The sequence below is a fragment of the Dorea ammoniilytica genome (genome assembly GCF_025567415.1).
Classification (GTDB): Bacteria; Bacillota; Clostridia; order Lachnospirales; family Lachnospiraceae; genus Claveliimonas; species Claveliimonas ammoniilytica.
The window spans coordinates 149,942-175,343 of sequence record NZ_JAOQJV010000002.1 but is presented as its reverse complement, the minus strand read 5'-3'; the positions used below and the strand labels follow the sequence as shown (position 1 = coordinate 175,343).

Here is a 25,402-nt window from a genome sequence, read left to right as displayed (position 1 = left end):
CCATACACTTAGATAAGCTCAATTAATGCGTTCAGTTCTTCTTCTGTGGTTCCCCAGCTTGTAGCAATACGCACAACTGTATGGGTCTCATCGTATTTCTCCCAGAATCCAAACAATGCTTCTTTCTCCAGCTCTTTCTTCTTATCATTTTCCAGGATCACGAAGATCTGGTTCGTCGGAGAATCAATCAGAAACTTATAACCTTTTTCCCTGAATGCTTTTTTCAGCTTTTCTGCCATATCAATCGCATGTTTGCTGATCTCAAAATACAGATCATCGGTAAATAACGTATCGAACTGTACGCCAAGAAGCCGTCCTTTGGCATTCAATGCACCATGCTGTTTTACCGTAGTAAGGAAATGCTTCGGCATATTTCCATGGGTAAATACAACCGCCTCGCCGCACAGTGCACCCACCTTTGTGCCACCAATATAAAACACATCACACAGCTTTGCAATATCCGGAAGTGTTATATCCGTGTCCTTACTCATCAGACCGTATCCGAGTCTTGCTCCATCCATGAAGAGTGGAATCTCATACGTTTTGCATACAGAAGACAGGGCTTCCAGCTCCGCTTTTGAATACAGTGTTCCATATTCTGACGGATGTGAAATATACACCATACCCGGACGCGCCATATGTTCATGATTATCATCTGCATAATAATCCTTCAGATACTGTTCCAGATCTCCTGCATCAAGCTTGCCGTTCACATGTGGAATTGTCAGCACCTTATGTCCTGTGTACTCGATTGCTCCCGCTTCATGGAAATTCACATGCCCCGTATCCGCTGCCACTACTGCTTCATAACCTGCAAGCATGGCATCAATTACGATCTGATTAGTCTGTGTACCTCCGGTCAGAAACTGCACCTGACCACCGGCAAGTTCACATGCTTTCAGAATCTTCTCTGCCGCTGATGCGCAGTATGGATCGAAGCCATATCCCTTTGCCGGCTCCTCGTTTGTCTCCAGCAGACGCTCCAGGATCTTCTTATGAGCTCCTTTATTATAATCGCATTCAAATGATAACATCTGTATTCTCCTTTCTGATTTTTCCTTCTTCCTGATGCTTTTATTATTCTTTTTGTTTGTATACATATTGACTGGCAATATCTACCAGCAGAAAGCCAAATGCTATAGCAAGGCAGGTTGTTGCAAGAGTAATTGCCTGCTGATTTGCCATCACATAGTCTCCCTGCTCAAGCCCATACATCATATAGAACAGGCTTGCCCCCGGTACCACAGGCATGATAGATGTCGTCAGGAAAATGGTAGCCGGTGCCCGATGGTATCTGGACATGATAAATGCATAGGCTGCTACCACAGCTGCCGCTACTATCGTGCAGATAAATGCATCCCCATGAAAATACTGTGCGATCAGATATGCTCCCCAGGTCATGCTGCCACCAATCCCAACATAAAACGCCTGTTTATCGGCCGCCTTGAATAACCATGCAAATCCCATACTTGCAATGCCACAGGATATCAGCTGTACCGGCACACTGGGAGTCAGACACATTTCATACATCTCTCCCCGAAACAATATCATTGCAAGCTCCGCGCCACAGGCAATCCCCACAGCTCCGACAAAAGCATGAATAATATTCAAAAATCCGGACAGATATGCACGGCTTACCAGATCCCGAAGACCGTTCGCAACGCACAGTCCACTGATCAGTACCATGCTGAGCCCCAGGCATGTACGGTCAGGATGATTGCCGAACCCCAGATGATATGCTCCAAATATCCCCGCCGTAGCCACAAACGACACGATCAGATTATAAGCGACCAGATTATGCTCTTTGCGTTTCAGGCGCCGTCCAAACCACACCAGTACCAGCACAGTAACCACAATTCCCACAAGTGTATCTTCCAGATCACATCCAAAATACACGCCAAATCCAACACCGCCCATGAGGGAAGCCAGGTACTCAATATACGCCGGCTGTTTCTTACGGCTCATCACCCCATCATACTTCTCCTGAATCTCTGCAACAGACGGCTGGTTCCTGCAGATATAGCGGGAAAGATTATTCAGATAATCCAGACGATCATAGTTAAATCCTGTCCTGTGGACCCTGCGCACCTGCGTAATAAACGTTCCGTCTTTCGATCTGATCGTTACCTGAATATTACTCTGAATCGCGAACACGCTACACTGCCCAATATCGTAGCTCTCCAGCATACGATACATACTATCTTCAACCCGGTTCGTCTCCGCACCGCTCTTGATCATCTCTTTACCTATATTAATGATCTCATTTAACAGCAATTCATAATCCATGCTTGTTTATACCTTTCTGTTACTTATCAAATTAATCCCTGAACGATAATAATCAGGATCAATATCGGAAGTATAAACTGGAAGTATGGTTTCAGCCATTTACCAAAACGTAATCCAGTTCCCTGATTACATTCATCCAGATATTTATCAAATCCCCATCCCATCTTAGTCACACAGAACAGCAGATAGATGAGGGAACCAATCGGCAGAAGCAGGTTGCTGACAATAAAGTCCTCGCTGTCCAGCACATCTCTTCCTCCGATCAGATGGAGATTGCTCCATACATTATACCCAAGTACACATGGGATACTGGCAACAAGTACGATCACACAGTTGATCACAGATGCTTTCTTACGTTCTATGCCAAACATATCCATGCTGAATGAAATAATATTTTCAAATACTGCAATAACAGTAGAAAAGCTTGCAAATACCATAAACAGGAAGAACAGTGCTCCCCATACGCGTCCACCCGCCATATTTACAAATACATTCGGAAGCGTCACAAAAATCAGTGACGGACCTGCATCCGGCTGTACTCCATATGAAAAACATGCCGGGAAAATGATCATACCAGCCATCAGTGCTACAAATGTATCCAGTCCGCAGATGCTTGCTGCCTCTCCCGGAAGGGTGTGATCCTTAGACATATAACTTCCGAAAATCTCCATTGCCGCAATTCCAAGGCTCAGTGTAAAGAATGCCTGATTCATCGCGGCGGTTACCACATTACGGATGCCGACTTCCTGAATCTTATCCACACTTGGAACCAGATAGAACTTCAGTCCTTCTCCCGCACCCGGAAGCACCAGGCTGTGTACTGCCAGTACCAGGATCAGCACCATCAGTGCCACCATCATGAACTTACTGATCTTCTCCAGACCATCCTGCAGTCCCTTAGAACATACAAAGAAACCAGCCACAACAGATACTACCATCCATGCGCCCATCTGTCCCGGTGATGCAAGCAGTCCTCCGAATACTGCCCCTACCTGATCTGCATTCATTCCCGGCTTAAATTCTCCTGTCAAAAATTTAAAAAAGTAGCTGATCATCCAGCCGCATACCGTTGTATAATACATCATCAACACATAACACCCAAGGATGCAGAACCATCCGTGAATATGCCATTTGCTGCCAGGCTTCTCAAGCGCCTTGTAACCCATAACCGCACTTTTACGACTCGCGCGTCCTACCGCAAGCTCCATAGTTAATACCGGAAGTCCCATGCTTACCAGGAAAATCAGATATAATAATACAAAAAAACCGCCTCCGTTCTGTCCTGCCACATATGGAAATCTCCATACATTGCCGATACCGATCGCACATCCTGCACTAACCAACAGGAAGCCCAGACGGCTCTTAAAGCTCTCTCTTTTCATTGATTCTCATTTCCTCCAATTCTTTCTCTTTTTCGTACCGCCCATTATAACACATTCCCGCAAAAAATGGCATAAAAAATGGAGACCGGAATCTCCGATCTCCATCTATAATAAAGCACTCATTGTGCGAACTTTCCGCATTTCATTACTCAATGGTAATAAACTTCGGCTCTTCTTCGACTTTCTTGATCTCTTTTGGCACGATCAGCTTCAGCACTCCATCATTAAATGCTGCCTTGATATCCTCCTGTGTCAGATCCTCGCCTACATAAAACTGTCTGCTGCAAGTGCCTGTGTAACGCTCCTTATGAATACATTTACCTTTGGCTTTCTTCTCCTCATCAGTCTCATTATTATGAGCCGTGATTGTCAGATAACCGTCCTTCAGATCTGCCTGAATATCAGACTTGCTGTAACCCGGAAGATCCATCTCAATCAGATAGTTGCCGTCTTTCTCGTAAATATCAGTCCGCATTACCTGCGTCTCTGTGCGCTCCTGACTGCGTCCATAAAACGGATCACGAAACATATTATCAAATAAACTGTTATAACCTCTGTTAGCCAATACCATAAAGCATCCTCCTCATCTATAGCTATCGGGATCTTCGTCCCTCAAGTGTGTTTGTTTTATTTGCTATATATATTATATAACACACTTTGTTAGCACTGTAAAGAGATGAGTGCTAATTTAATTATAAACTTTCTATAAACCTAATATTCTATAAATTACTCCGCAAGTATGGTTCCTACTGGAAATGCCGTACGGAATACTTTTCTCACAAGCGGTCCCGCAACGATCAGCTGAAACGGCAACGCCATAATAAAGTTCTTCGGAATATTGGTCAGCCAGATGATTGGCAGTGCACTCCACTCTCCTGATCTCACGCATGCTTCCATTCCGCCATAAAACGACATGATAATTACCATCGGAACTACCATACAGCAAGATACTGCAATCACTTTTTTCATCGTACTGCTGTCCGGGTTTACCAGAAAACGGAATGCAAATCCTTTTGCCGGACCAGACACTACAAACCAGTCACACAGCATCGCAAAGACATAGGCGATCGGGAATCCAAGCCACGCTTCCTTTATCGTCTCCACATTCAAAATTCCCATATGTAATGTTACATTATAAATACTCATCCACAACACCATCGTAAAACACATCATAATCGTGTAAATCAAACTTTCTCTCTTATGCATCGGCATATCATTTTCCTCCTGTCATTCTTATTGTCTTTCAGATACAATCAAACATTTTACAACAGAATGCTTTGTATTAGAATTCAAAAAATGCTATTATTAATAACAGAAACGAATTAATAATAATTCATTTTCGATTTTCAGGAGGTATATCATGACGATATTTCAAATAGAATGTTTTCTGGCCGTGGCTGAACATCTGAACTTCGCCAGGGCTGCTACGCAGTTAAATGTCTCTCAGCCGGCCATTACAAGACAGATCCATACATTAGAAGCAGAACTGGGTACCCAACTTTTTATCCGCAGTACAAGAATGGTACGACTCACGGAAAATGGACGTATTTTCCAGTCAGATGCCCAGCTTATAGTGAATACTTCCAGACGTTCCGTCCAGCGTTTTGCCAGCCAGGACGAGTCTAAAATCATCGATTTTCATATTGGCTGTGCCAATCCTCTGCACATGGAATTACTTTCTAATGCACTGGAACAGATGAAAGACATTTATCCGATGCTCCACCCAAAGGTTCTCATTCTTCCGGAAACACATTTTCCAGATGCCCTGAAAAGGGAAGCTTTGGACGTTGCTGTGGGATTCCACGCTCCAGGTGTCAAAGATTCTCTTCATTATAAAGAGTTATGCCGTCCACACTTTGCCTGTCTGTTCCGGGACACGCTGCCACTAAACCAGAAGCATCAGGTCACCGCAGATGACCTGAACGATTATGCCATCATTCTGTATGATCCGGGCGTGATCTCCCCAACCATCTACAACGGGCAATGGGAATATGCAAAAGACAAGAAACCGTCCCAGTTATATTACTGTGAAACAACAGAAAATGCGCTCCTTCTGGCTGATGCAGGATACGGCGTAGCGCTTCTTCCAGATATCCGCCTCCCCGCATATCAGCACCTAACGAAGCGCACTCTCTGTAATAATGATATATATTCTTTTGGATTATATTACAAATCTTACCGGAATAAGCCTTATCTCCGCGACTTTATCCGGATACTGCATGGTGACGAGTCTACTTTTCAGACTTAATCATGATCCACTTCCGCTGCCCGGCATTTTTACTTCATCCCATTCACCATTTTATACTTATACAGCATTTCTGCATGATTCTGTTCTTCTACCTGAATGTCCGCCAGCAGCTTCCTGACTTCTGTATTTCCAAATGCAAATACGTTAGTATTATATTCTCCTGACACCAGTTTTTCCGTTCCAATACAGTCCGTTGCAAGAAATGCATCCTTTGTTTTTTCTTCCGGTGAACTCATGGCTGTATATGTCGCTTTCGGTTCATAATCACGCCCTGCCGTGTCGTTGCAGTCACACGACGGTACTGTGCCTTTCAAGACTCTTCCGAGTGAATCGTAATGCTCTCTTTCTTTACTCTGCAATGTCTGAAACAGCTTCTTCAACTCAGGATCCTTTGCCTGCCCGGCGTACATTCCGTATTTCTCAATACAACTTTTCTCCTGTGTCTGTAAATCCTCAATCGTAGTGCGTTCTTTTTCTGATAATATCATGGTAACTCCTCCTTGTATTTTATGAACAATGGTAGTATGACTCCATTTTTTCTTCTTATTCCATGGCGACCGTATTTTTCCAGATTTGGTGACAAAATGTTTGACATCCCACCAAAAACTCCGTATACTTTTGGTTAGTAAAACCGAATATGTTTTATCGGCATACGATTGATTTTGAGATTGAACAGGAGTTCATGAAGGGGTGCACCACCGCGGGTGTATTCTTTTGTGGACTCTTTTTTTGTAACGTCTCAGAGCCATGCAGATTTACAGCGTAATCGAGACAGGCTCTGAAACGTCGCACGAATTAACTCTCTCAGGAAAGGAGCGCACTATGATCACTGTGAACGGAAAGAATGTAGAACTTCCACATCCAATGTCGGTTGCTGAATATCTGGAAACGAACCAGTATTCGGCTGGTCGCATTGCTGTAGAGTTGAATCACAAGATTCTGTCCAAAGCGCATTTTGCAGATACCATGCTCACCGAATGCGACACATTGGAAATTGTAACATTCGTAGGCGGTGGCTAACCTGCCTTCAGATGAGCAAACCAACATCAATATTATTCACGAAAGAAGGTTATTTATTATGAATCAGACAACTGACAAATGGTCACTGGGCGGTCACGAATTTACCTCCCGCTTTATCCTTGGCTCCGGCAAATTTTCGCTGGATCTGGTAAAGGCATGCGTTGAGAATGCCGGAACCGAAATCGTTACCCTGGCTATCCGCCGTGCAAATGAAGGCGGACTTGCTAACATCTTGGATTACATTCCAGAAAATGTTACCCTGCTGCCAAATACTTCCGGTGCAAGAACCGCAGAGGAGGCTGTTCGCATTGCAAAGCTTTCCAGAGAGCTTGGCTGCGGTGATTTTGTAAAAGTAGAAGTTATCCATGACTCCAGATATCTGCTGCCGGATAACTACGAAACTATCAAAGCTACCGAGATGCTGGCAAAGGAAGGATTTACTGTTATGCCTTACATGTATCCGGATTTGAATGCTGCAAGAGATCTGGCCAATGCAGGTGCTGCCTGTATCATGCCTCTCGGCGCTCCGATCGGATCTAACAAAGGTCTCTGCACCAAGGAATTTATCCAGATCCTGATCAACGAGATCGATCTTCCGGTTATCGTAGATGCAGGTCTTGGCCGTCCGTCTCAGGCATGTGAAGCAATGGAAATGGGTGCAGCAGCTATCATGGCAAACACAGCTATTGCAACCTCAGGAGATGTTGCTCTCATGGCTTCTGCATTCCGCGACGCTATCATTGCCGGACGTAATGCTTATCTCGCAGGTCTTGGAAGAACTCTGGATCGTGGTGCAAGCGCTTCTTCACCACTGACCGGATTCTTACACGAGTAAGTCAGGAGGGCGAGCATTATGAAAGAACATGCAACAGAAGAACATTTGAACGAAAGTATTCTGAACGAAGAAATTCTGGAAGATCAGAAGAAAAACCGTATTGACCACATGACCTACCTGCCAGGTATGGAGGATCCAGGTTCTGACATTATGGATCAGGTGGTGGAAGCATCCAAAAACTATGACTATGACAGCTATACGGCTGCTGATGTGCGCCGGGCACTGCAGGCAGATCCGGTAACACCGAAAGACTTTGCCGCACTCCTTTCCCCTGCTGCACTTCCATTTCTGGAAGAGATCGCACAGGCTGCGCAGCGCGAGACCAGAAAGCACTTCGGCAACAGCGTTAATATGTTTACGCCGCTGTACATTGCCAACTACTGCGAGAACTACTGCATTTACTGTGGATTTAACTGTCACAACAAGATTCGCCGTGCGATGCTTAACGCAGAGCAGATCGACATGGAAATGGCTGCCATTGCCAAATCCGGACTCCAGGAAATCCTGATCCTGACCGGAGAGAGCCGTGTCAAATCTGACGTCAAATACATCGGCGAGGCATGTAAGATTGCAAGAAAATATTTCAAAGTCATCGGATTAGAAGTCTACCCTATGAATTCCGATGAATATGCTTACCTGCACGAATGCGGAGCCGACTACGTAACCGTATTCCAGGAAACTTACAATTCCGACAAATACGAAACACTCCACCTCGCCGGACACAAGCGTATTTTCCCATATCGTGTCAATGCACAGGAACGCGCACTGATGGGCGGCATGCGCGGTGTCGGATTCGGTGCTCTCTTAGGGCTGGATGATTTCCGCAAGGACGCATTTGCTACAGGCTATCATGCATGGCTCCTGCAGCGCAAATACCCACATGCCGAGATCGCATTTTCCTGTCCGAGACTCCGTCCGATCATCAACAATGACCGGATCAATCCGATGGATGTACACGAGGCACAGCTGTTGCAGGTTGTCTGCGCATACCGGCTGCTGATGCCATTTGCAAGTATCACTATCTCTACCAGAGAATGTGCCCGCGTAAGGGATAACCTGGTGCAGATCGCAGCTACCAAAATTTCTGCCGGAGTCAGCACCGGAATCGGTGAACACGTCGATGAGATTGAAGAAAAAGGAGACGACCAGTTCGAGATCTCTGACGGAAGAAGCGTAGATGAAGTCTATCAGGCGCTGGTTCAGAACCATCTCCAGCCGGTCATGAACGACTATGTATACGTCTAAAGAAATGCAGGTTGTCGCAGTCACGAACCGCAGTCTCTGTCACAGGCCATTTCCGGAACAGCTGGAAATGGTCTGTCAGACACATCCTGCGTTTATCATTCTGCGGGAAAAAGACCTGCCGGCACAGGAATATGAAAAACTGGCGGCACAGGTGCTGGAGCTCTGTCACTCCTATGAAGTACCATGTGTTCTCCACACCTACCCGGATGTCGCACGGGCACTTGGCTGCACTTCTATCCACCTGCCCCTTCCACTTCTCCGAGAATATGCACATGAACTGAACGATTTCACACAGATCGGTTCTTCTGTACACTCTGTCGAAGATGCTATGGAAGCAGAGAGACTTGGCGCGACTTACGTAACTGCCGGACACGTCTATGTCACAGACTGTAAAAAGGGGCTGGCACCTCGGGGACTGGACTTTTTAAGAAATGTCTGTAAGAGCGTATCCATCCCGGTCTATGCCATCGGCGGAATCCAGTTGGATGCTGATACACACACGATTGCACAAAATCAGGCTGCAGAAATCGCCTCCTGCGGAGCAAAAGGTGGATGTATCATGTCAGGAATGATGCAGTTTACCCCTTGACATTCCCCCTTCCACTGCGTATAATGGACTATACGCAAAAGAACATCTGCCTAATCAGTACACTTTTATATTCGGGCTTGTACTGGTTTCGACGGGGGTTTAGAAGTTCTGGAAGCCATCCGTAGCGGGACACTACGTTAAAAGTTCCATTTAAATTTAAACGCAGATAATAATTTAGCGTACGCTGCCTAATTTGGCAGTAGTCGGCCTCGGGTCATCCGCTGCCTGAGTCACCGGCTTCAACGAGGCGGAGCACTTCGTTCCCAAAGCTTTGAGGGAATGGAAGACTTTATGAAGCTACTGAAGTTTTCAGCCTGTCATTAGGCGGGAGACGGAGGGAATGTCAGTATAATGACTGTGATGGGAGATGCCGGAATGGAAGGGCTTTCGGACGCGGGTTCGATTCCCGCCAGGTCCACCAAATAGTGCAAATCCGAACTCATTCTTTTTCGTGAAGCACTGTGTCGGATTTGTTTTCATAGTAGAGGACGTAGGTTAAACTGCGTCCTCTTTTTTAGGTGTCTCGTAAGTAAGAGCCTGTTTGGAATCTCCAATGCCAGCAGTGGTCGGGTCAGTCACGATACCGAGAATCGTGAGGACTGCGAACAGAGCATTGACAACAGCCAACAGCTTGTCCCCCAGCTCACCCAAATCGAGGGTGTAACCGAAGACAGCGGCAATCACCTGTACCAGCAGAAGCACCGCCGGAATCAGAGCAATCCAAAAGCTCTTGTTTTTTACACGCACTTTCCAGTTAATCATGTTGATTTCCTCCTTAAAATTGATGTTTGAAGTAGTTAAAGTAGCTGTTCTTGGCTTTTTTCGTATAACTTCCTCTATATACACGCATATATAGCAAAAGTTTACGCAAAAACCGATTTTCAACTACTTTTACTACTTGGGTTAAAACAGCTTATTGACCTCGGACTGTACTTCGCTCGGGTCATAACCAGCCTGTTTCAGACGATTTACACGGTCTGCACCGTTGCCCCACGAAGACCAGCGAGCGTCAGAGCAAGTACCATTGTAGATTTCCTTGGCAATTTCAGCCGCAGATTTCTTCGCAGTACCAGCCGCAGTGCCGGACTTGGTAGTGATAAAAGCGTCATAGCCAGCGGCTTTCAGCTTCGCCATCATGTTCTCGGCATTGGACTTCTGACTGTAAGCACCGACCTGTACCTTGTACAGATTATCCATCTGTACGATGTAGGTATCGAAGCCAGCGACTTTCAGTTTTGCCGCCCATGCGTCAGCGTTGGAACGCTTCGAGAACGCCCCTGTCTGCACCCTGTACAGCGTTTTACCGTCAGAGGGTACATCTACCTTACCAGTGTCGGTAGAGCCGCCTGTGAGACGCTTAGTGACCTCTGCGGCAAGGTTGCCGAGACGGTTGTACAGCCAGTCTCCCGGGCAAGACTTATTAGCGAACCATCTATGTACCGTCAGTACCATTTCATCGGACTTCGGCGCATAGGCAAGGGTCTTATTCTTATCGCCCAGCCACAAGAGCTTGCTCTTGCCGTTACGCTGACAAATATCAACGCACAGGTTCACGAGGGACGCATACACAGCGTTATTGAACGCATACGGAGCTGTCTTGTCAGACGCACACTCGATAGTGACTGCTCGCTGGTCGTTCTCACGACTGGAAGAACACCACGAACGATTTTTCTCCTCAACGCTCATGGAGATACGACCGTCAGTACCGATACCGTAGTTGCAACTCGCCTGTCGAGAGGTGTTGATAAAACAGCCACAGATACTCTCTGCGGAGAGCTGACCTACTACACAATGCGGTGTGATACGGTCAATGGAATGGGTTCTCTGCCCGGAATGGTTCGGGGAGAGCTTGGTGTAGACCACCAAAGGACTGTTGCTCATTTTTGTTTCCTCCTTCTTGTCATAATCGGTTAAATGCCATGTCTCAATAACACGCATGAGGTTGTCCACATACTTGTGAGACGTAGCATAGCCATCGGCTTTGATATTCTCAAGGTATTTCCGAGGGTCGGTAACGCCTTTGAGATTTTTATAGTTCGGAATGTTGATGAAATCGAAGTAGCCGATAACTCCGTTTTCCATATCCTTGAACTTACACCACTGCATAGCAGAACTGGTGTAACTGCCGTCTGCGTTCTGCTCGCTTCCCACCATGTGATAGATACCGATACAGGTCTTACAACGACCTTCCCGGTATTTCAGACCAAAGTAGTTATGAGCGTTTACAGCCAGCTCGGAAGTGCCGTAGCCACTTTCCAACACCGCTTGAGCGATGATAGGTGACACGACCTCGATTCCGTATACCGGGGCGTACTTCTTGATATACGCCGCAACGGTTTTGACAAAATCTGAATGGTTCATCGGGTATCACCCCTTTCATACCCACCATCGTTTTCTTGGCTTACCGTGGTAGATTTCTTCTTCCTCGTATCGGTCAAGTCGGTGGTGTGCGGATTTCGTAGACTGCTCAACCATCACGACACGCTCGGACAGGTCGTTGACCTTTACCTTAACGTCTGTGATTTCCTTGCGGATTTCTTTCGTATCATCACTGATAGAATCCAGCTTTTGAGACAGAATAGCGTCAACCTGTGCTTTCTTGCTCACCTCGTCATTATTGGCTCGACTATTGCTCTTGAAAGCAAAGTACACGGCGGCAACAACGGAGACGAAGGTAAGAATCTGATTGAACTCAATGTTCACATTTCTTGTCCTCCTCTTTTAGAATGTGAGGGAGAGCCGGGAACGACCCTCCCTCATGCCGCCTTATTCAGTGATAAGGTCTTCCAGCTCAAGGTCAATGAGCATTTCCTTTACCTGTTCCTTGAGAACAGCTGGAACGCTTGCGTAAGTACGCTTACCCTTGACAATGAGTGCCACATAGATAACAGCCATGTTTTTCACCTCCTTCCTGTTGAGCCATAGCAAAATGCGCCACAGCATGATTATTCCTCCAACAGCTTCTTGACTTCCTCTCGGAGCTGTTCGGGTACATCGTTAATGGTCTTGAGACCTTTGCGAATCAGTGCAACGTAAATCTTAGCCATAGTTACCTCCTAAAACCATTTCGTATACTTCCGCAAGTGCCACCTGTACATCGGTGATACTATTAGAGGTTGCGTTGAGAGCGGCTACCAGCTTCTCCTCCTTGGTCTTCTCACGGAACGCAAGATAGAAAGTGCCGTCAGCCCATTCCATCTGCTGAATGAAGACCATATCAGTGTAGGTAGTCTCGGTCTCTCCATCGGAGACCTTCATGGTAGAGAGATTATCCTTGAAAATAGTCTCGTCCACCTTTTCTTTGCTGACATAGTTCGTGCCGTTCATATCCAGCCCGGTCAGCTTTTTGCCATTGGCAAGGGTGATAGTGTACATTTCGTTACCTCCTTTAATTGATTGAATAGGGTGTCCATGTTACTTCGTTGTTTCTTACTCATTATTTTGTAATGATTCTTAAACCAACTCTTATAGAAGTCCGTAAACTCCTTTTCTGTTAGCTTCGGAGCGAGTTTCTTCATTTTCCGTCTCATTGCGGTAAGCCGTTTGGGATTGATTTTCTGAATCACCCTCCCGGTGTCCGTTAGAGAGTATTGAACTTGAAGAAATCGCCAATGCTCGGAGAGCTTACAGATTCTCGTCTTCCGGGTATTGACCGTGATTCCGAGTTCGTTCGCTATCTCGATAATGTCCTCAAGAAGCTCCTGTAAGAACTCTTTGCTCTCGTGAATAGCATAACTATCGTCCATGTAGCCAGCGTAGAATTTCACACCTCGAACGATTTTGACATAATTATCAATTCGTATTCGGTAAGAGATTCCGGCGGTCTGTGCCACTTGGTCTCCGATATTAAGGTGCTTCCCCATGAACTTTTCGCCTGTGAACAGCTTCGGGTTCATATACTGATAGAGGAGAGAATCAAACAACCTGTCGAGACAGTGTTCGTATTCTTCATCGCTCATGTACGATACATCAATCCTTGAGCGTTCTACGGTCTTTCGCAGAAGCCATAGGGCGTGTTCATCATCGACATACTGCTCAAACAACTTCAACAACACATCATGTCTGATATTGTCGTAGTATTTCGAGAAGTCTATCAGAAGAATGTACCCTTCGTTGCTACCATGCTGTGCATAATATTTCCGAAGGTGGGTGAGCAACCTCTTACGAGTGAAAGCGATACCTTTTCCGACAACGCTTGCTCCATTGTCATAAATGAGGTGTGGTTCAATCAGAGGATTCAAAACCTCGTCACAGAGAGCGTGTTTCACGATTCTGTCTTGAACCTGTTCGCCTGTAATACGCCGGAGCTTTCCTCGTTCATGCAAGGTGAAGTTTGTAGTTGGTAAGAACTCATACTCCATGTTCTCAAGGTCTCGTTGCATTTTCGATAACTCCAACAGATAGGTCATGTTAAACCTCTGTACCTGTGGTTTCCAATCACTACCTTTCATTGCTTTAGCTTTACTTTCGTAAAGAACATTTCCATCAAATATCTTGCGCTTATAACCTCGGCTATCGTAATAGGAGGTGTCGCATTTAGTATTTACCATACGGAAGGATAATCTCTCCTTTCTCTGTCTGTGAAACGCTCGATAGGCTACTCAATCACAGAATCGAAATCCGGGCGAACGCCATTAGAATTGGAAGCGTTGTTGTAGTTCGCATTACCGTTGTTGTTGACATTGGCGAAATTGGAAGCGGAATCAGAGATTACCCTCTTGGAGAGCCGACTTGAACTTGTTGTCAGACTTTCTCCAACCTTTAAGAAGGTTTATTTCGGTCTGTATCATTTCAGCGAAACGAAGGTACTTGTTCACATCGACAGGAAGGGTCTCGATAGCATACTGCAATTCCTGTGTGAGCCTATAACACTGTCCGACTGCTCGGTCTTGGTGAACTCTACGCTCAATCAGTTCTTCCCGGTAGGTTGGGTAAATGCTGTTTGCAACATATACCTCCTCGGTGATATTACGCAGACAATCAACAATCACTTTTCGCTCGTCTGCGATGAACCATTCTGCAAACGCAGTGTTCTTTTCCATGAGCTTTTCATATCGGACTTTTTCATCGGGTGATAACTCCTCATACGGTCTGCCGCCGAAGGTTGTTTCAACTTTCTTCACGGCTTTGTCGAGGTCGTACCCGAAATCACGGAGCAGTAAATCCGTGACCTCCTTACGCATTTTGTTGAGGTGGTGAAATACCTCAAACTGTGACGGTTTTCGTTTCGATTTCAATACAGACACTTGTTAATAAACCTCCTTGTGCGCCCCACAAGGGGGCGCAGATTTAAGATATACAGAAAGCCGGGCGAACGCCATAAGAATCGGAAGCGCTGGCGTAGTTCGCACCACCGTTGTAGTCGACACGGGCGAAACCGGAAGCGGTAATAACGTCTCTCAACCACCATGTCGCACGATTGCAAATACGGCTCGGCTCGTGCTGGAACAGCGGCAACTGGGATTTCTCGACACGGTAGTTAGCCGGGACATTGCTACCGTCAGAAACAGGGGAGAAAATACCACTGCCGTAGACCATCTGCTCGCACATAAGGTCAACTTCGGAATCGCACCATGCGCCGCCGGAAGCACGACCATTCGCAACAGCGTTCGTCAGATAGATTCTGTGTTTCAGAACATGACCGCTGAACGCACTCTTGATAGTGGTCTTAGCCTGTTCGAGATTGCTCTTGTACATATCCGAGCCGACATAGCCGCCAGCCGTAGTATTTGCCGCACCGCTTTCCCAACCGCCGGAGCTGGTGTTGTGCATTTGTGCGTTGTACAGGCAAGTGTCCGGCACGATAACTACATGGTGGGTAGTACAGTTCGTATCACCACTGTTGAGGTAGTAATCGAACGCCGCAATACGGTAGTTGACACCGCCGATAGTCCAGTAGTCACCGATGTATAAATCATCGAATGTACCAGCCTTGATAGCGGCATACTGGGCGGTAGTCACGGTGCTACCCAGCGACTTACCACGGTAAATTGCATTGTGCGCCCCGGCGTTGTTAAAGAGCAGAGGAGCGATTTTCGCTTCCGTACCCTCAACCGCCTTGGCTCTGAAATTGGCAAAGGTGATTTTCTTCAAGCCTGTGCCATCGTGAATCGGAATCAGACACGAATCGGTCGGTGCGGTGAACGCCGTGAGTTCCGTCACTTTCTTGGTTTCAATACTGATTGCACTCATTTTTATTCCTCCTTATATTTCCAATCTGCCACGATTGCATTACCCAAATCGTCAGCAAGAAGCGTAGTACCAGTGTTGTCAATCGCAACAGGTACAGTGAAAAGGTTCTTCAAGGTCATGTGTTCCAGTGCCGCCAAACGCTCGTCTACTTCGGTAATCTGATTTTGCAGACTTCCGGCAATATCCTCGTTCAGCTTACCTTTGATACCAGCAAACCATGTGTTAAATGCCGCAGTCTGCTCGCTCTCGTAGGTAGTCATGTGTTCCTCATAGGTCTTTTCGATTTGTGCCAAAGACGAATCGCCCTGTGCCTTGAGGTTGACGAAATACTGGGTCAGCTCTTGATAAGAACTATCACCCGAGCTTTTGAAAAGCTCCTTCTGCGTGGTGAAGTAGGTCTGAAACTCCTCATACAAGTTCGTGCCGTTTTCCAGCATAGACATGATGTAGTTCAGAGCTTCGTTCATACGGTTAGCGTCTTTCGCACCGAAGAAGGATTTCTCCTTATTGGTGTAGGTCGTAACATCGTTGAACGATACCGTACCATCGGAGTTATCGACCTGTGTGTATCTTTTCAGACCACTCCAAACAGCGTCCGTATAATCAGTAGGAAGTAATTTCCACGCCATTTATAACCCTCCCTTCATACCAAAATTCCATGTGAATGTCCTCCTTCCCTCACTCTCATTGGTGAGCCTGTCGTAAAGGTCAAGGATTGCTCCCTCCAAACGATTGAGTTCTTTGAAATCCATCGTATTACCATTGGCGGCATAGGTAGGAGCAGTGCCGTAAGACCTCTTGAGACTGTGGGTATTGATGGTAACGAGGTTCGCTTCCAGTGCATTGATTTCATCAGCATAGAAGTAGTCCTTTACGGTCTTATCGCTTCCGACAGACTGAATAGCGAACTCGTCATACATCTTGATAGCCAACTCACGGAGGTATTCGAGGTTGTTCTTAATTCGATTGAAGTCCACGGCGTTGAATCTGTCCCCGGTGTAAACACCATCGACAGTCTCACCGTTCCAATCGGTTTTCGGTGTAGACCACGACATTTTAACCTCCAATCCTTCGGGCGGTTACTCGACCCGAAAATGCTTGCTTGAAATTGACAGTGTGACGGTAGATATTTACCCTCATACCATCGTGAAACTCGTTTTCTTGATACACAATGTCGGTAGCGTCCAGCTCGGGATTTCCTCGAGTATCGTATTCGTACTCGATTCCGGCTGTGTAGTAATCAGCCAGCCATGCGGCAAGCTCATTCGCCATCATGGTATTACTTATCAGAGGATTCTTCCACTTGACTGTCTTACCACGAGCATTGAGAGACACCGTAGCGTACTTCTCAACGATTTTGTACCGATAACCCTGTACCTCGAGCTTGAACGAGCCAGTGACATTGAATTTGATGGTAACGAAGTAGTTACTCCATGCCACTACGGTTGCCTTACCTTCGACTTCATCGAGCTTCACCTTATAACCATAGGAAGGGTCTTGAATGTAATAAGTCTCGACCTCACCAGCGACTACATCTATGTCCTCATAGACAAGGTTTTCTTCTCGATTATTCTCTTGGTAGGTGTAACATGGGACGATAACCTCTTTGATAAGCTCCTGTTTGATAGCTTTCGGGGAGGAGGTCATGTCCCGGCGATTCATGGTGAAATCCACAACATCGCTCAAACTGAAATAATTCAGTACGATACGGTTGTACGGCTCTGCGGTTTTTGTGAACTCAATCTTCATCACATCGAAATCATCGAAATCTCGAAGAATAATCGAAGTGGTGTTGATTTCGTCTTTCTCAACCGGGTATTCATTTACAGGCTCGCCACCCTTGTACGTTCTGATTGTGAACGCCGCCGGGAGAGCTGTACCGAAGACCAGCTTCAAACCGTAATAAGCTCGAATCGCTTCCATCGTGATAGTAACGACAGGATTCTTTGTGAATGTTCCGTTTGCCCCGGAGATTTCCTTCGAGACATACCCGGTTGTCAGAGCCGCCTTGCCGTTTCTCGGAAGGAAGAACATCGTCCCATCGGTAGGGGTATAATTCCCGGCGAGGGTTGCATATTCGACCTTCGGTGTGTCCGTCAGCACGTTTGCGGCATTGGAGTAGGTCTCCTCGCCGTTGGTTGCGATGGAAGCACTCGGCATGAAATTCGACTTGATTTGAACCTTACCGTCTCGAGACTGGGTGAGAACACATCGACAGGCATTTGCGATAATCTGCAATGCTTCTTTGTATTTCACTCTCGGAATCGGGTTGTTAGAGTAGAGCTTCTTCAAACGTGGGTCGATATAATACTCGGAAATCCCAGCGTCCTTCAAAATCTCCTCTGCCAGTGCGTAGTAGCTTTTACCAGCGGCACTATACAGACCCTTCACATACTCGCCGTCCATGTTGCGGAAAATGTCTTGGCAACGGATTGTAGCCGTGTTATCGTCACTTTCCCATTCGGAACACCACAGGTGGTTTCCTTGAATCCACTCGATAGTGTCAGAACCCGGGGTCTGATAACCGTACATAATATCCATTTCCTGTCCTGTCTCGAGGTAGTTGATAGCCGAGTTCGGGTTATCCACATTGAAGTAGTGGTCGTAGTTTTTCAGCGTTACCGAAAAATCGAACTGCGGAACATCAGCCCCGATAGGGGAAACGTAACTGTCAAGAGCAGAACTCATAACAGAATCGTTGTAATACACAAGTCCGTAACCGAACATGATAGAGTAGATACGCAAACGGCTTTGAGGATTCTTCATCTTGTAGAACACCAGCTTGATATAGGTTGTATTTTCCAATACTTCCTCGGTACTCCACTTTGATTTTGTATTCCCTCTAAACTCAATGGTCTGCCCGGTACTTCCGACAATATCGAAATCAACCGGGTAATTCTCACCGAAGTTAATCGTGAGACCCTTGAAATCCGTTGCGATTGTGTTCAAACTGATAATCACTTCACATCGAGCTTCGGAAATCAGCTTGTCCGAGACAATCCCGGTATCATAGTATCTCCCTCCCTCGGTAGCCCGAGGGAGAAAGAACATAGAGCCATCTACTTTCGTGAACTCCTCCTCGAGAGTGGCATAGACCGTATCGTCAATATGCTCTCCGAAGATATTGTCCTTGTTCGAGTAGTAGGCATAACTGCCATTATCGACCGTAGCTTTCGCCTGTGCTTCTTGGTTCACAAGTCCGAAAGAAATCATAATGTATGCTCTCTCACGGAGAGAGGACTTCATGCTTTCTTTGTATGCTTTCGATACTTTCTGCATAAAACCCCTCCTTTACTCGCCAGTGTCGATAAGATTTACCTTGCAATTCCGATAATGCGTTGGAGTACCGTCTTCTGTCACCCAGTAGGGTTCTCCTGTACGGTCTCCGCAGTACATTCTTACGGTTTTGCGTTTATTTGTCACAGGGTCATTAAATTCGACATAGACGAAGAAATTGCTCAAGATAGAGAGAATCCGTTCCCATTGAGCCGCAGTGAGCCACGCCCACTCAAGCCCATCTATCTTGTACTGGTCTCGCCCAACTCTTTGACCTACAACAGCACCGTTAGCGTCTCGTCCGCTGTCAACCACGGTGGTTACGACTACGCTCACACCTCGTTTACAAGGTGGTAGCTCATAACCATTTATCGCTAAATATGCCATCGCTACACACCTCCTTTACTCGGTGAAGCTGAAACCGTTCGCTTCCTTCTGCGTGGTAACAGCGTCATTGATTGTACGGTTGCCGACCTTTACGATGGTCTGTTCCTTCTTGTCTGCCTGTCTCTTGGTATCGGTAGCGATTTCCTTGAGTGTAGGCTCGACATACTCGTGGTAGAACTCATGCATATTGCGAGACCACGAATCATCGGAATATGCACCGTCATAGGATTTCTTGGAATCTTCGTACACCGTCTGTGCCAGCGAGTTATAAGGGTCATAACCGCTTGCCGAAGCCAGCACGAGGTTATCGTTGATTCCGGCGGTACTTACGACAACGGCATTGATAATACCGTTCGCACAAGTCACAATGTCTCGAGACATGGACTGCCAGTACCCGGAGAACTGTGCCATACCGCTTACGATGGAGCTGTGCATGACAGAAGCAAGCTGGAATCGGTTCAGCACCTCGGTAGTGCCATTTACATGACCTACCAACTCTGCACCGCTCTCACCAGCAACGAACATAGAGCCATGCGCTCGGTTCGTGCCGCCAGCATATTTCGGCATTGCTTTCCACATATTCGGAGTGATGATACCGCCGGAAGCGAACATCTTCACGCCGCCGTTCGCACCAACGATACCGCCGTTCGCCAGTCCGAAGAACTTCTTAATAGAAGTCCAGCCGGATTTGAAAAGCGAGATACCGACAGATACCGAAGTACCAACGAAGCTCGAGATAGAACTCCAACCGTTTTTCCATAGAGAGATACCGACACCTACGGTATGACTACCAATCCAGTTCTTAATTGTTGTCCACCCGGACTTGAAAAGCGAAATACCTTGAGCGATAACAGGAAGACTACCAATCCAGTTCTTTACGGTAGACCAGCCGGATTTCAGCAACGAGATTCCTTGCGAAAGCGTAGGAATGTTACCAATCCAGTTTTTAACCGTAGTCCAACCCGACTTGAGTAAGCTGATACCTTGAGAAAGAACCGGGATATTTCCAATCCAATTCTTAACCGTAGTCCAACCACTCTTGATAAGGCTGATTGCTTGGGACAGAGTAGGAATGTTACCAATCCAACCCTTTACTGTCTGCCAACCGCTCTTAATGAGATTGATTGCTTGGGACAGGGTAGGAATATTGCCGACCCAGTTTTTAACCGTTGTCCAGCCGGATTTCAGCAACGAGATTCCTTGACTGACAACCGGGATATTACCGACCCACTCTCTTACAGAGTTCCAGCCGGATTTCGCAAGACTTACTGCTTGCGATACTCCCGGGATATTGCCAATCCAGCCCTTGACCGTCTGCCAGCCACTCTTTGCGAGTGCGACAGCTTGGTCTACGGTAGGAATGTTGCCTATCCAGTTTTTCACGGTAGACCAGCCGGATTTCAGAAGCCCGACACCCTGTTTCACAGCCGGAATGTTACCAATCCAGTTCTTCACAGAAGACCAGCCATCTTTTACGAGCTTTACGCCAGTTTCAAGAGATAGACCGTCTTTCGTCTTGTCAGACCACCAACCCTTTACGTTGTCCCACCATTCCGAAGCATTGTTTTTTACTTCGGCAAGGAATTGAACAGGCTTGCTGTTCTTAACCTTCTTTTTGAATTTGTTCCACTCGTCAGATATATTTCCGAGAGCTTCCTTAATTCCGCTCACCATCGAACCCCAGCTAACAGGTTTTCCAGTAGCGAAGTCTTTGACCCCATCTGCAATGAGAGCAAGACCGAGAGGAATACCAACACCTGTCAGACACAGCATGAGACCGATAGCGAGTTTGCCGAGAGAACCAGCCATTGATTTAATCTTGGTAAAAACTCCCTTGATTTTTTCTTTGATGGTTTCCCAGTTAATAGCTACTGCTGTACCGAGAGCCGCCGCACCCGATAATATCAATCCAACACCGAGAGGAATACCAACCCCGGTGAAGCACAGGATAATACCGATTGCAAGAGCCGCCGCCCCAGCGATAGCAAGTATTTTAGTAGTTACGCCCTTTAGCTTGTTTGTCAAAGTGTCCCAGTTAAGAGCCACAGCCGTACCGAGAGCCGCCGCACCAGCGAGGATAAGACCTACGCCGAGAGGAGTTGCAACTCCTGTGAAAGCGAGAATCATACCTATGGCAATGGAAGCCGCCCCAGCAATGAGAAGAATCTTCGTAGTAACCTTTCTGATATTGTCCGGCATACTGTTCCAATTCAAACCGACCGTTGCGGCAAGACCGACAGCACCAGCGGCAATCATCGCAATACCCAGCCCGGTTGCAACTCCTGTTAGAGCGAGGATTGCACCGACACCGATTAAAGCACCGCTCACGATAGCCACAATGCTTAATACGGATTCTTGAACATCACCTGTTAAGGAGTTCCAGTTCAAAGCTACTGCCGAAGCGACAGAAACCGCACCAGCGGCAATCATCGCAACACCGAGAGGAACGTTTACACCAGTCAGAGCGAGAATTGCACCGAATGTCAGTAATGCACCTCCAACAATGGTTTCGAGCATACCGATTGTCCTACGGAGAGGGTCAGACATCGAATCCCAGTTAAGACCGATTGCTGTAACCATGCCGACAGCACCAGCCGCCATCAATGCGATACCGAGAGGAACATCAACGCCAGTAAAGGCGAACAATGCACCCATAGCCAGCAACGCACCGCTCACGATTGCCGTGAGAATGGACAGAGCGTTCGACAGGTCTCCGTTGAGGAACTTCCAGTTAATTACAGCCGCAGTACCGAGAGCCGCCGCACCAGCCACCATGAGACCAGCACCGAGCGGTACATTGACACCCGAAAATACAAGGAAAGCACCGATAGCCAACAGGAAGCCGCCCAGTACCCCGGTAACGAGGGTAAGTACCTTCGCCAACCGTTCCGACATTCCGTTCCAGTTCGCCATTACCGAAGCCGCCAAACCGACAGCACCAACAGCCATGAGACCGAGACCGAGAGGAATGTTCGCACCAGTGACAACAAGGATAGTACCGATTGCCAGTAAGAATCCGCTGATAACAGCCGTGATTTCCCACATAGCGTCCTTAATCATCTGAACGATTTCGTCAACCTTAGAAGTGATTGCGTCACCGAGGAAATCGTAGGTAGGAAGGTCAATGCCTAAATCCCCACCACCGATACCAGCACCCGAGCCGCTACCGCTTCCACTGGAACTATCGTCTTTAGACAGGACGTTCAGCTCGTCAATACCGAGCAGAGCATTTTTCAGCTTCTTAGCCGCTTTCCCGGCTTTACCCAGTCCATCGGAAGCGTCCCCGGCATTGTCAGCCAAATCGCCAACCGCAGAAGCACCAGCAGAAATGCCGGAATAATCTACCTCCGGGAGTTTGAATCCGAACAGACTTGCGATAGAGTTTGCCAGCATACGGACAATCTTCGCCAAAGCGATTGCATACGGTAATACTGCGTTCAGAGCCGGGATAAAGATATTACCCAAAGCTCTTGCACACTGCGTAACCTGTGCCTGTAAAACACGAAGCTGGTTCGCCGGAGCGTTCAGAGTACGAGCCATATCACCTTGAGCGGTAGTTACCTGTGTCATAATTGCGTAGTAACGCAACTGCGACTTTTCAGCCTGTGTCATAGCAGAGACCTTTTTCTCGATACCGAGAGCAAGAGCTTCCTCTTGCAGTCTTGCAACAGACAGGTCGTAACCCAGTCTACGAAGCGGCTCAAGTTCACCCGAGATACCCGACTGTAACTTCTGCATTGCGTCCTCAAACGAAATGTTGAAGAACGAAGAAATGTCGTAGCCGAGCTGTGTGAGGTTCTTGGACATGAGGTACGCTTTATCGCTCGCCACGCCGAAACCGCTAATGATGGTGTTGAACACACCTTGATTTCGCATGAACTCGCCCGGGTCGATACCGAGAGCTTCGCTGACTGCTTCTGCGTAGTTCTGTGCTTCCTCTGCGTATTTACCCATAGAAGCGGTAAACAGGTTCAAATCCTCAATGTACTGGTTGGACTGTGTTATCCACGAAGCGATTACTCTCGCACCAGTACGCACAACACCCATAGCCATTTTGATTTTGGCATACAGATTCATGTAACTATTTGCCGCCTTATTGTTCTCTTGCGAGATTCTGTTCGTGACGGTAATAGCTCTCTGAATGTTCGTAGGAAGACGATTGAACGCCGCAGTTACAGCATTGAGCTGATTTGTCAGCGGAGCAAGAGCCGTAGACAACTGCTGAATCTGACTGGTGAACTTAGTCATATCCATGTTGTCGAGGGTGTCTGCCAGCTTCGGTAACTTATTGAGCGCATTGATAGTGGACTTTAGCCCGGAAGCGTTCAGATTGTTCAACGGTTGAAGTGCTGTACCCAGCTTCTCCATAGCACTGAAATCTACACCAGTGAGGGAAGCGGCGGCACTGCCGATATTTTGAAGCTGATTTCCGATGGAAGACGAAATCTTGAGACTGCCGAGACCTTTCAGCTTTTCCAAACTGGAAGCGAGCTTGTCAATCTTATCTGCCCCGGAACTATCCATGCTTTTAAGGGCGGTATCGAGATTGCGTACTTGATTTGCAACGCTTGTTAATCCGACACCGCCCCTAACTGCATTTTTGAGTTTGGACAAAGAAGCGGAAAGAGCGTCTATACCAGCGACAGCCGAGGTGGAACTCGACTGAACTTCCAATTCGAGTTGTTCGATTGTAGTAGGCATAAAACTCACTTCCTTTCTTGTAACTGCTTATTTGCCTGTACCATATACGCTTGCATATAGCGCAGACCCTTTTCAGACTTAGCCTTTTCCTTCTTGAGTTCTGCTTCCTCCACCGTCTTTTTATTGATGGGATATGCTTCCTCAACATAAGGTTGGGCTTTCGTTCCCTTTTTGGCGAAAGCACGAAGAATCGGAGACAGACGAGAAATTGCGTCATAGATATACATACCCTGTAACCACATTTCTTGATTGACCCTCTCTTTGCGAAGCTCCTCCGCTTTGCGGTAGGACTTCACGAGAGTAGAATCTCTATCCCAGTATTGTTCTTCCGTCATGCCTATTGATAAGTAATAGGGGAACTTTGCGAGAAAAATCTCCGAATAAGAAGGGGGAGCAGAGCGATTCTCACGCTCGCTCCCCTTGTTAGCGGATTCATCTGTCAACAGCGAATCACTTACCAACTCGCTGTCCAGCTTACGTTTCCCTCGGATTCCTCGGGTTCTTCGACCAGTGCCATAATCGGCTCGTTGTACATTTCTGCCAGCTTACCGATAAGCTCCTCCTTGTTCGTCATGTGGGAGAAGATTTCGTTGATAACTTCCTTCTTCTCGAAACGATGATGTGCGAGGAACGCACCTTCAAACAGTGCCGGGAGAGTGGACATAGGCTTGTTCTCGACCTCTGCCGCAACGAAGCCCTTCTTTTCCATTTCCGTAACCGTTCTGCGAGTGAACTCAAGGACATATTCTTTATCCTTGAAAGTGAATTTCAACTGCTTTGCCATGATGATTTATCCTCCTTATTTTTCCTTACTCTGCGTCCATGCTGATAACAGTAGACGGAGCGATAGTGATAGTCATTTCGACAACCTCATTCGTGCCGCCGCCGTTAGCATAAACAGACAGAGAGCCTTTGAACTTGAACTTACCGCTGTCACCAGTAGGAGTGACGGTATCGCCAGCTTCCGTACCACCGAACCAAACGGCGAACTCCTTCTCTGTACCTTCCAGTGCTTTCAGCTTCTTGTACTCCTCGAGAGTATAGTTCGCAGTGAACTCAAGAGAATCGAGGGACTGAATACCCGGAATGTAAGTCTGCATTTTGTCAGACAGAGTAGTAGTTTCCAGCATTTCCGGCGCACCGCCGAGGTCGGGAAACTCCTTAATGTCAATCAGCTTCTCCCATGCGGAAGTGTTCTTCTGCATGAGAAAAATCTTGTAAGTGCTAATAGCCATGCTTGT

At 47.0% G+C, this 25,402-nt stretch carries 28 protein-coding genes and 1 other RNA gene; 6 read left to right on the top strand and 23 right to left on the bottom strand.

Annotated features, from left to right (window positions below):
• Positions 1–8: 8 nt before the first annotated feature.
• The 5 genes from OCV65_RS03015 to OCV65_RS02995 form a co-directional block, all read right to left on the bottom strand.
• Complete coding sequence (locus OCV65_RS03015; RefSeq protein ID WP_262580897.1) at positions 9–1,034, bottom strand: threonine aldolase family protein; 1,026 nt, start codon at positions 1,032–1,034, stop codon at positions 9–11.
• A 43-nt stretch (positions 1,035–1,077) separates the two neighbouring features.
• Positions 1,078–2,286 (bottom strand): threonine/serine exporter family protein, encoded by a 1,209-nt coding sequence (locus OCV65_RS03010; protein WP_262580896.1) that lies wholly within the window; start codon positions 2,284–2,286, stop codon positions 1,078–1,080.
• A 26-nt stretch (positions 2,287–2,312) separates the two neighbouring features.
• Positions 2,313–3,668 (bottom strand): sodium-dependent transporter, encoded by a 1,356-nt coding sequence (locus OCV65_RS03005; protein WP_262580895.1) that lies wholly within the window; start codon positions 3,666–3,668, stop codon positions 2,313–2,315.
• A 145-nt stretch (positions 3,669–3,813) separates the two neighbouring features.
• A complete protein-coding gene (locus tag OCV65_RS03000; protein ID WP_262580894.1) occupies positions 3,814–4,239 on the bottom strand; it encodes an Hsp20/alpha crystallin family protein in 426 nt (141 codons plus the stop codon).
• Positions 4,240–4,394: 155 nt separating this feature from the next.
• Positions 4,395–4,880: a DUF2798 domain-containing protein gene (locus OCV65_RS02995; RefSeq protein WP_262580893.1), complete on the bottom strand. Its 486-nt coding sequence runs from the start codon at positions 4,878–4,880 to the stop codon at positions 4,395–4,397.
• Between the two features lie 148 nt (positions 4,881–5,028).
• Between OCV65_RS02995 and OCV65_RS02990 the strand changes: the two genes are divergently transcribed.
• Positions 5,029–5,916, top strand: a complete 888-nt coding sequence (locus OCV65_RS02990; RefSeq protein ID WP_262580892.1) for a LysR family transcriptional regulator — start codon at positions 5,029–5,031, stop codon at positions 5,914–5,916.
• Positions 5,917–5,945: 29 nt separating this feature from the next.
• On the opposite strand, the gene OCV65_RS02985 is transcribed toward OCV65_RS02990, so the two are convergent.
• On the bottom strand, positions 5,946–6,404 hold the full coding sequence (locus tag OCV65_RS02985) for a ferritin-like domain-containing protein (protein ID WP_118382440.1): 459 nt from the start codon (positions 6,402–6,404) through the stop codon (positions 5,946–5,948).
• Positions 6,405–6,738: 334 nt separating this feature from the next.
• Between OCV65_RS02985 and thiS the strand changes: the two genes are divergently transcribed.
• From thiS to ssrA, 5 genes are all read left to right on the top strand, one after another.
• Entirely contained in the window at positions 6,739–6,936 is a 198-nt protein-coding gene (thiS, locus tag OCV65_RS02980) for a sulfur carrier protein ThiS (protein WP_118382439.1), read from the top strand.
• Between the two features lie 58 nt (positions 6,937–6,994).
• The gene (locus tag OCV65_RS02975) at positions 6,995–7,771 is read left to right on the top strand and encodes a thiazole synthase (protein WP_262580891.1); all 777 of its coding nucleotides are present in this window, start codon (positions 6,995–6,997) and stop codon (positions 7,769–7,771) included.
• A gap of 18 nt (positions 7,772–7,789) precedes the next feature.
• Complete coding sequence (gene thiH, locus OCV65_RS02970; RefSeq protein WP_118382437.1) at positions 7,790–9,016, top strand: 2-iminoacetate synthase ThiH; 1,227 nt, start codon at positions 7,790–7,792, stop codon at positions 9,014–9,016.
• Entirely contained in the window at positions 9,003–9,605 is a 603-nt protein-coding gene (locus OCV65_RS02965; RefSeq protein WP_262580890.1) for a thiamine phosphate synthase, read from the top strand. Before thiH ends, OCV65_RS02965 begins: the two co-directional genes overlap by 14 nt.
• A gap of 73 nt (positions 9,606–9,678) precedes the next feature.
• Positions 9,679–10,026, top strand: a transfer-messenger RNA (tmRNA) gene (gene ssrA, locus OCV65_RS02960).
• A gap of 74 nt (positions 10,027–10,100) precedes the next feature.
• Here the strand turns inward: ssrA and OCV65_RS02955 are convergent.
• From OCV65_RS02955 to OCV65_RS02870, 17 genes are all read right to left on the bottom strand, one after another.
• Positions 10,101–10,367, bottom strand: coding sequence for a phage holin (locus tag OCV65_RS02955; RefSeq protein ID WP_015554758.1), 267 nt, complete (start codon positions 10,365–10,367; stop codon positions 10,101–10,103).
• A 141-nt stretch (positions 10,368–10,508) separates the two neighbouring features.
• Positions 10,509–11,966, bottom strand: coding sequence for a glucosaminidase domain-containing protein (locus OCV65_RS02950; RefSeq protein ID WP_330666866.1), 1,458 nt, complete (start codon positions 11,964–11,966; stop codon positions 10,509–10,511).
• A 15-nt stretch (positions 11,967–11,981) separates the two neighbouring features.
• Positions 11,982–12,308, bottom strand: coding sequence for a hypothetical protein (locus OCV65_RS02940; protein WP_147609155.1), 327 nt, complete (start codon positions 12,306–12,308; stop codon positions 11,982–11,984).
• A gap of 63 nt (positions 12,309–12,371) precedes the next feature.
• A complete protein-coding gene (locus tag OCV65_RS02935) occupies positions 12,372–12,500 on the bottom strand; it encodes a CD1375 family protein (protein WP_015554756.1) in 129 nt (42 codons plus the stop codon).
• A 50-nt stretch (positions 12,501–12,550) separates the two neighbouring features.
• Complete coding sequence (locus OCV65_RS02930) at positions 12,551–12,652, bottom strand: CD1375 family protein (protein ID WP_015554755.1); 102 nt, start codon at positions 12,650–12,652, stop codon at positions 12,551–12,553.
• Positions 12,645–12,980: a hypothetical protein gene (locus OCV65_RS02925; RefSeq protein WP_055304172.1), complete on the bottom strand. Its 336-nt coding sequence runs from the start codon at positions 12,978–12,980 to the stop codon at positions 12,645–12,647. Before OCV65_RS02925 ends, OCV65_RS02930 begins: the two co-directional genes overlap by 8 nt.
• Positions 12,944–14,155, bottom strand: coding sequence for a reverse transcriptase domain-containing protein (locus OCV65_RS02920; protein WP_055304174.1), 1,212 nt, complete (start codon positions 14,153–14,155; stop codon positions 12,944–12,946). The genes OCV65_RS02925 and OCV65_RS02920 overlap by 37 nt, the downstream gene beginning before the upstream one ends.
• Positions 14,156–14,308: 153 nt before the next feature.
• Positions 14,309–14,851, bottom strand: a complete 543-nt coding sequence (locus OCV65_RS02915) for a hypothetical protein (RefSeq protein WP_055304176.1) — start codon at positions 14,849–14,851, stop codon at positions 14,309–14,311.
• 43 nt (positions 14,852–14,894) lie between these two features.
• Entirely contained in the window at positions 14,895–15,797 is a 903-nt protein-coding gene (locus OCV65_RS02910) for a DUF6273 domain-containing protein (RefSeq protein ID WP_055304179.1), read from the bottom strand.
• A gap of 2 nt (positions 15,798–15,799) precedes the next feature.
• On the bottom strand, positions 15,800–16,426 hold the full coding sequence (locus OCV65_RS02905) for a hypothetical protein (protein ID WP_055304181.1): 627 nt from the start codon (positions 16,424–16,426) through the stop codon (positions 15,800–15,802).
• The gene (locus tag OCV65_RS02900) at positions 16,427–16,852 is read right to left on the bottom strand and encodes a hypothetical protein (RefSeq protein ID WP_015554751.1); all 426 of its coding nucleotides are present in this window, start codon (positions 16,850–16,852) and stop codon (positions 16,427–16,429) included.
• A gap of 1 nt (position 16,853) precedes the next feature.
• Positions 16,854–19,076: a hypothetical protein gene (locus OCV65_RS02895; RefSeq protein WP_055304183.1), complete on the bottom strand. Its 2,223-nt coding sequence runs from the start codon at positions 19,074–19,076 to the stop codon at positions 16,854–16,856.
• A gap of 12 nt (positions 19,077–19,088) precedes the next feature.
• On the bottom strand, positions 19,089–19,460 hold the full coding sequence (locus OCV65_RS02890) for a DUF6711 family protein (protein ID WP_015554749.1): 372 nt from the start codon (positions 19,458–19,460) through the stop codon (positions 19,089–19,091).
• Positions 19,461–19,475: 15 nt separating this feature from the next.
• On the bottom strand, positions 19,476–24,161 hold the full coding sequence (locus OCV65_RS02885; RefSeq protein WP_262580888.1) for a hypothetical protein: 4,686 nt from the start codon (positions 24,159–24,161) through the stop codon (positions 19,476–19,478).
• A gap of 5 nt (positions 24,162–24,166) precedes the next feature.
• On the bottom strand, positions 24,167–24,604 hold the full coding sequence (locus tag OCV65_RS02880; RefSeq protein ID WP_147609148.1) for a hypothetical protein: 438 nt from the start codon (positions 24,602–24,604) through the stop codon (positions 24,167–24,169).
• An 11-nt stretch (positions 24,605–24,615) separates the two neighbouring features.
• Positions 24,616–24,945 carry a DUF5055 domain-containing protein gene (locus tag OCV65_RS02875; RefSeq protein ID WP_015554747.1) on the bottom strand — a complete coding sequence of 110 codons (330 nt, stop codon included), beginning with the start codon at positions 24,943–24,945 and terminating at the stop codon, positions 24,616–24,618.
• A 25-nt stretch (positions 24,946–24,970) separates the two neighbouring features.
• Positions 24,971–25,396, bottom strand: coding sequence for a phage tail tube protein (locus tag OCV65_RS02870; protein WP_015554746.1), 426 nt, complete (start codon positions 25,394–25,396; stop codon positions 24,971–24,973).
• Positions 25,397–25,402 lie beyond the last annotated feature (6 nt).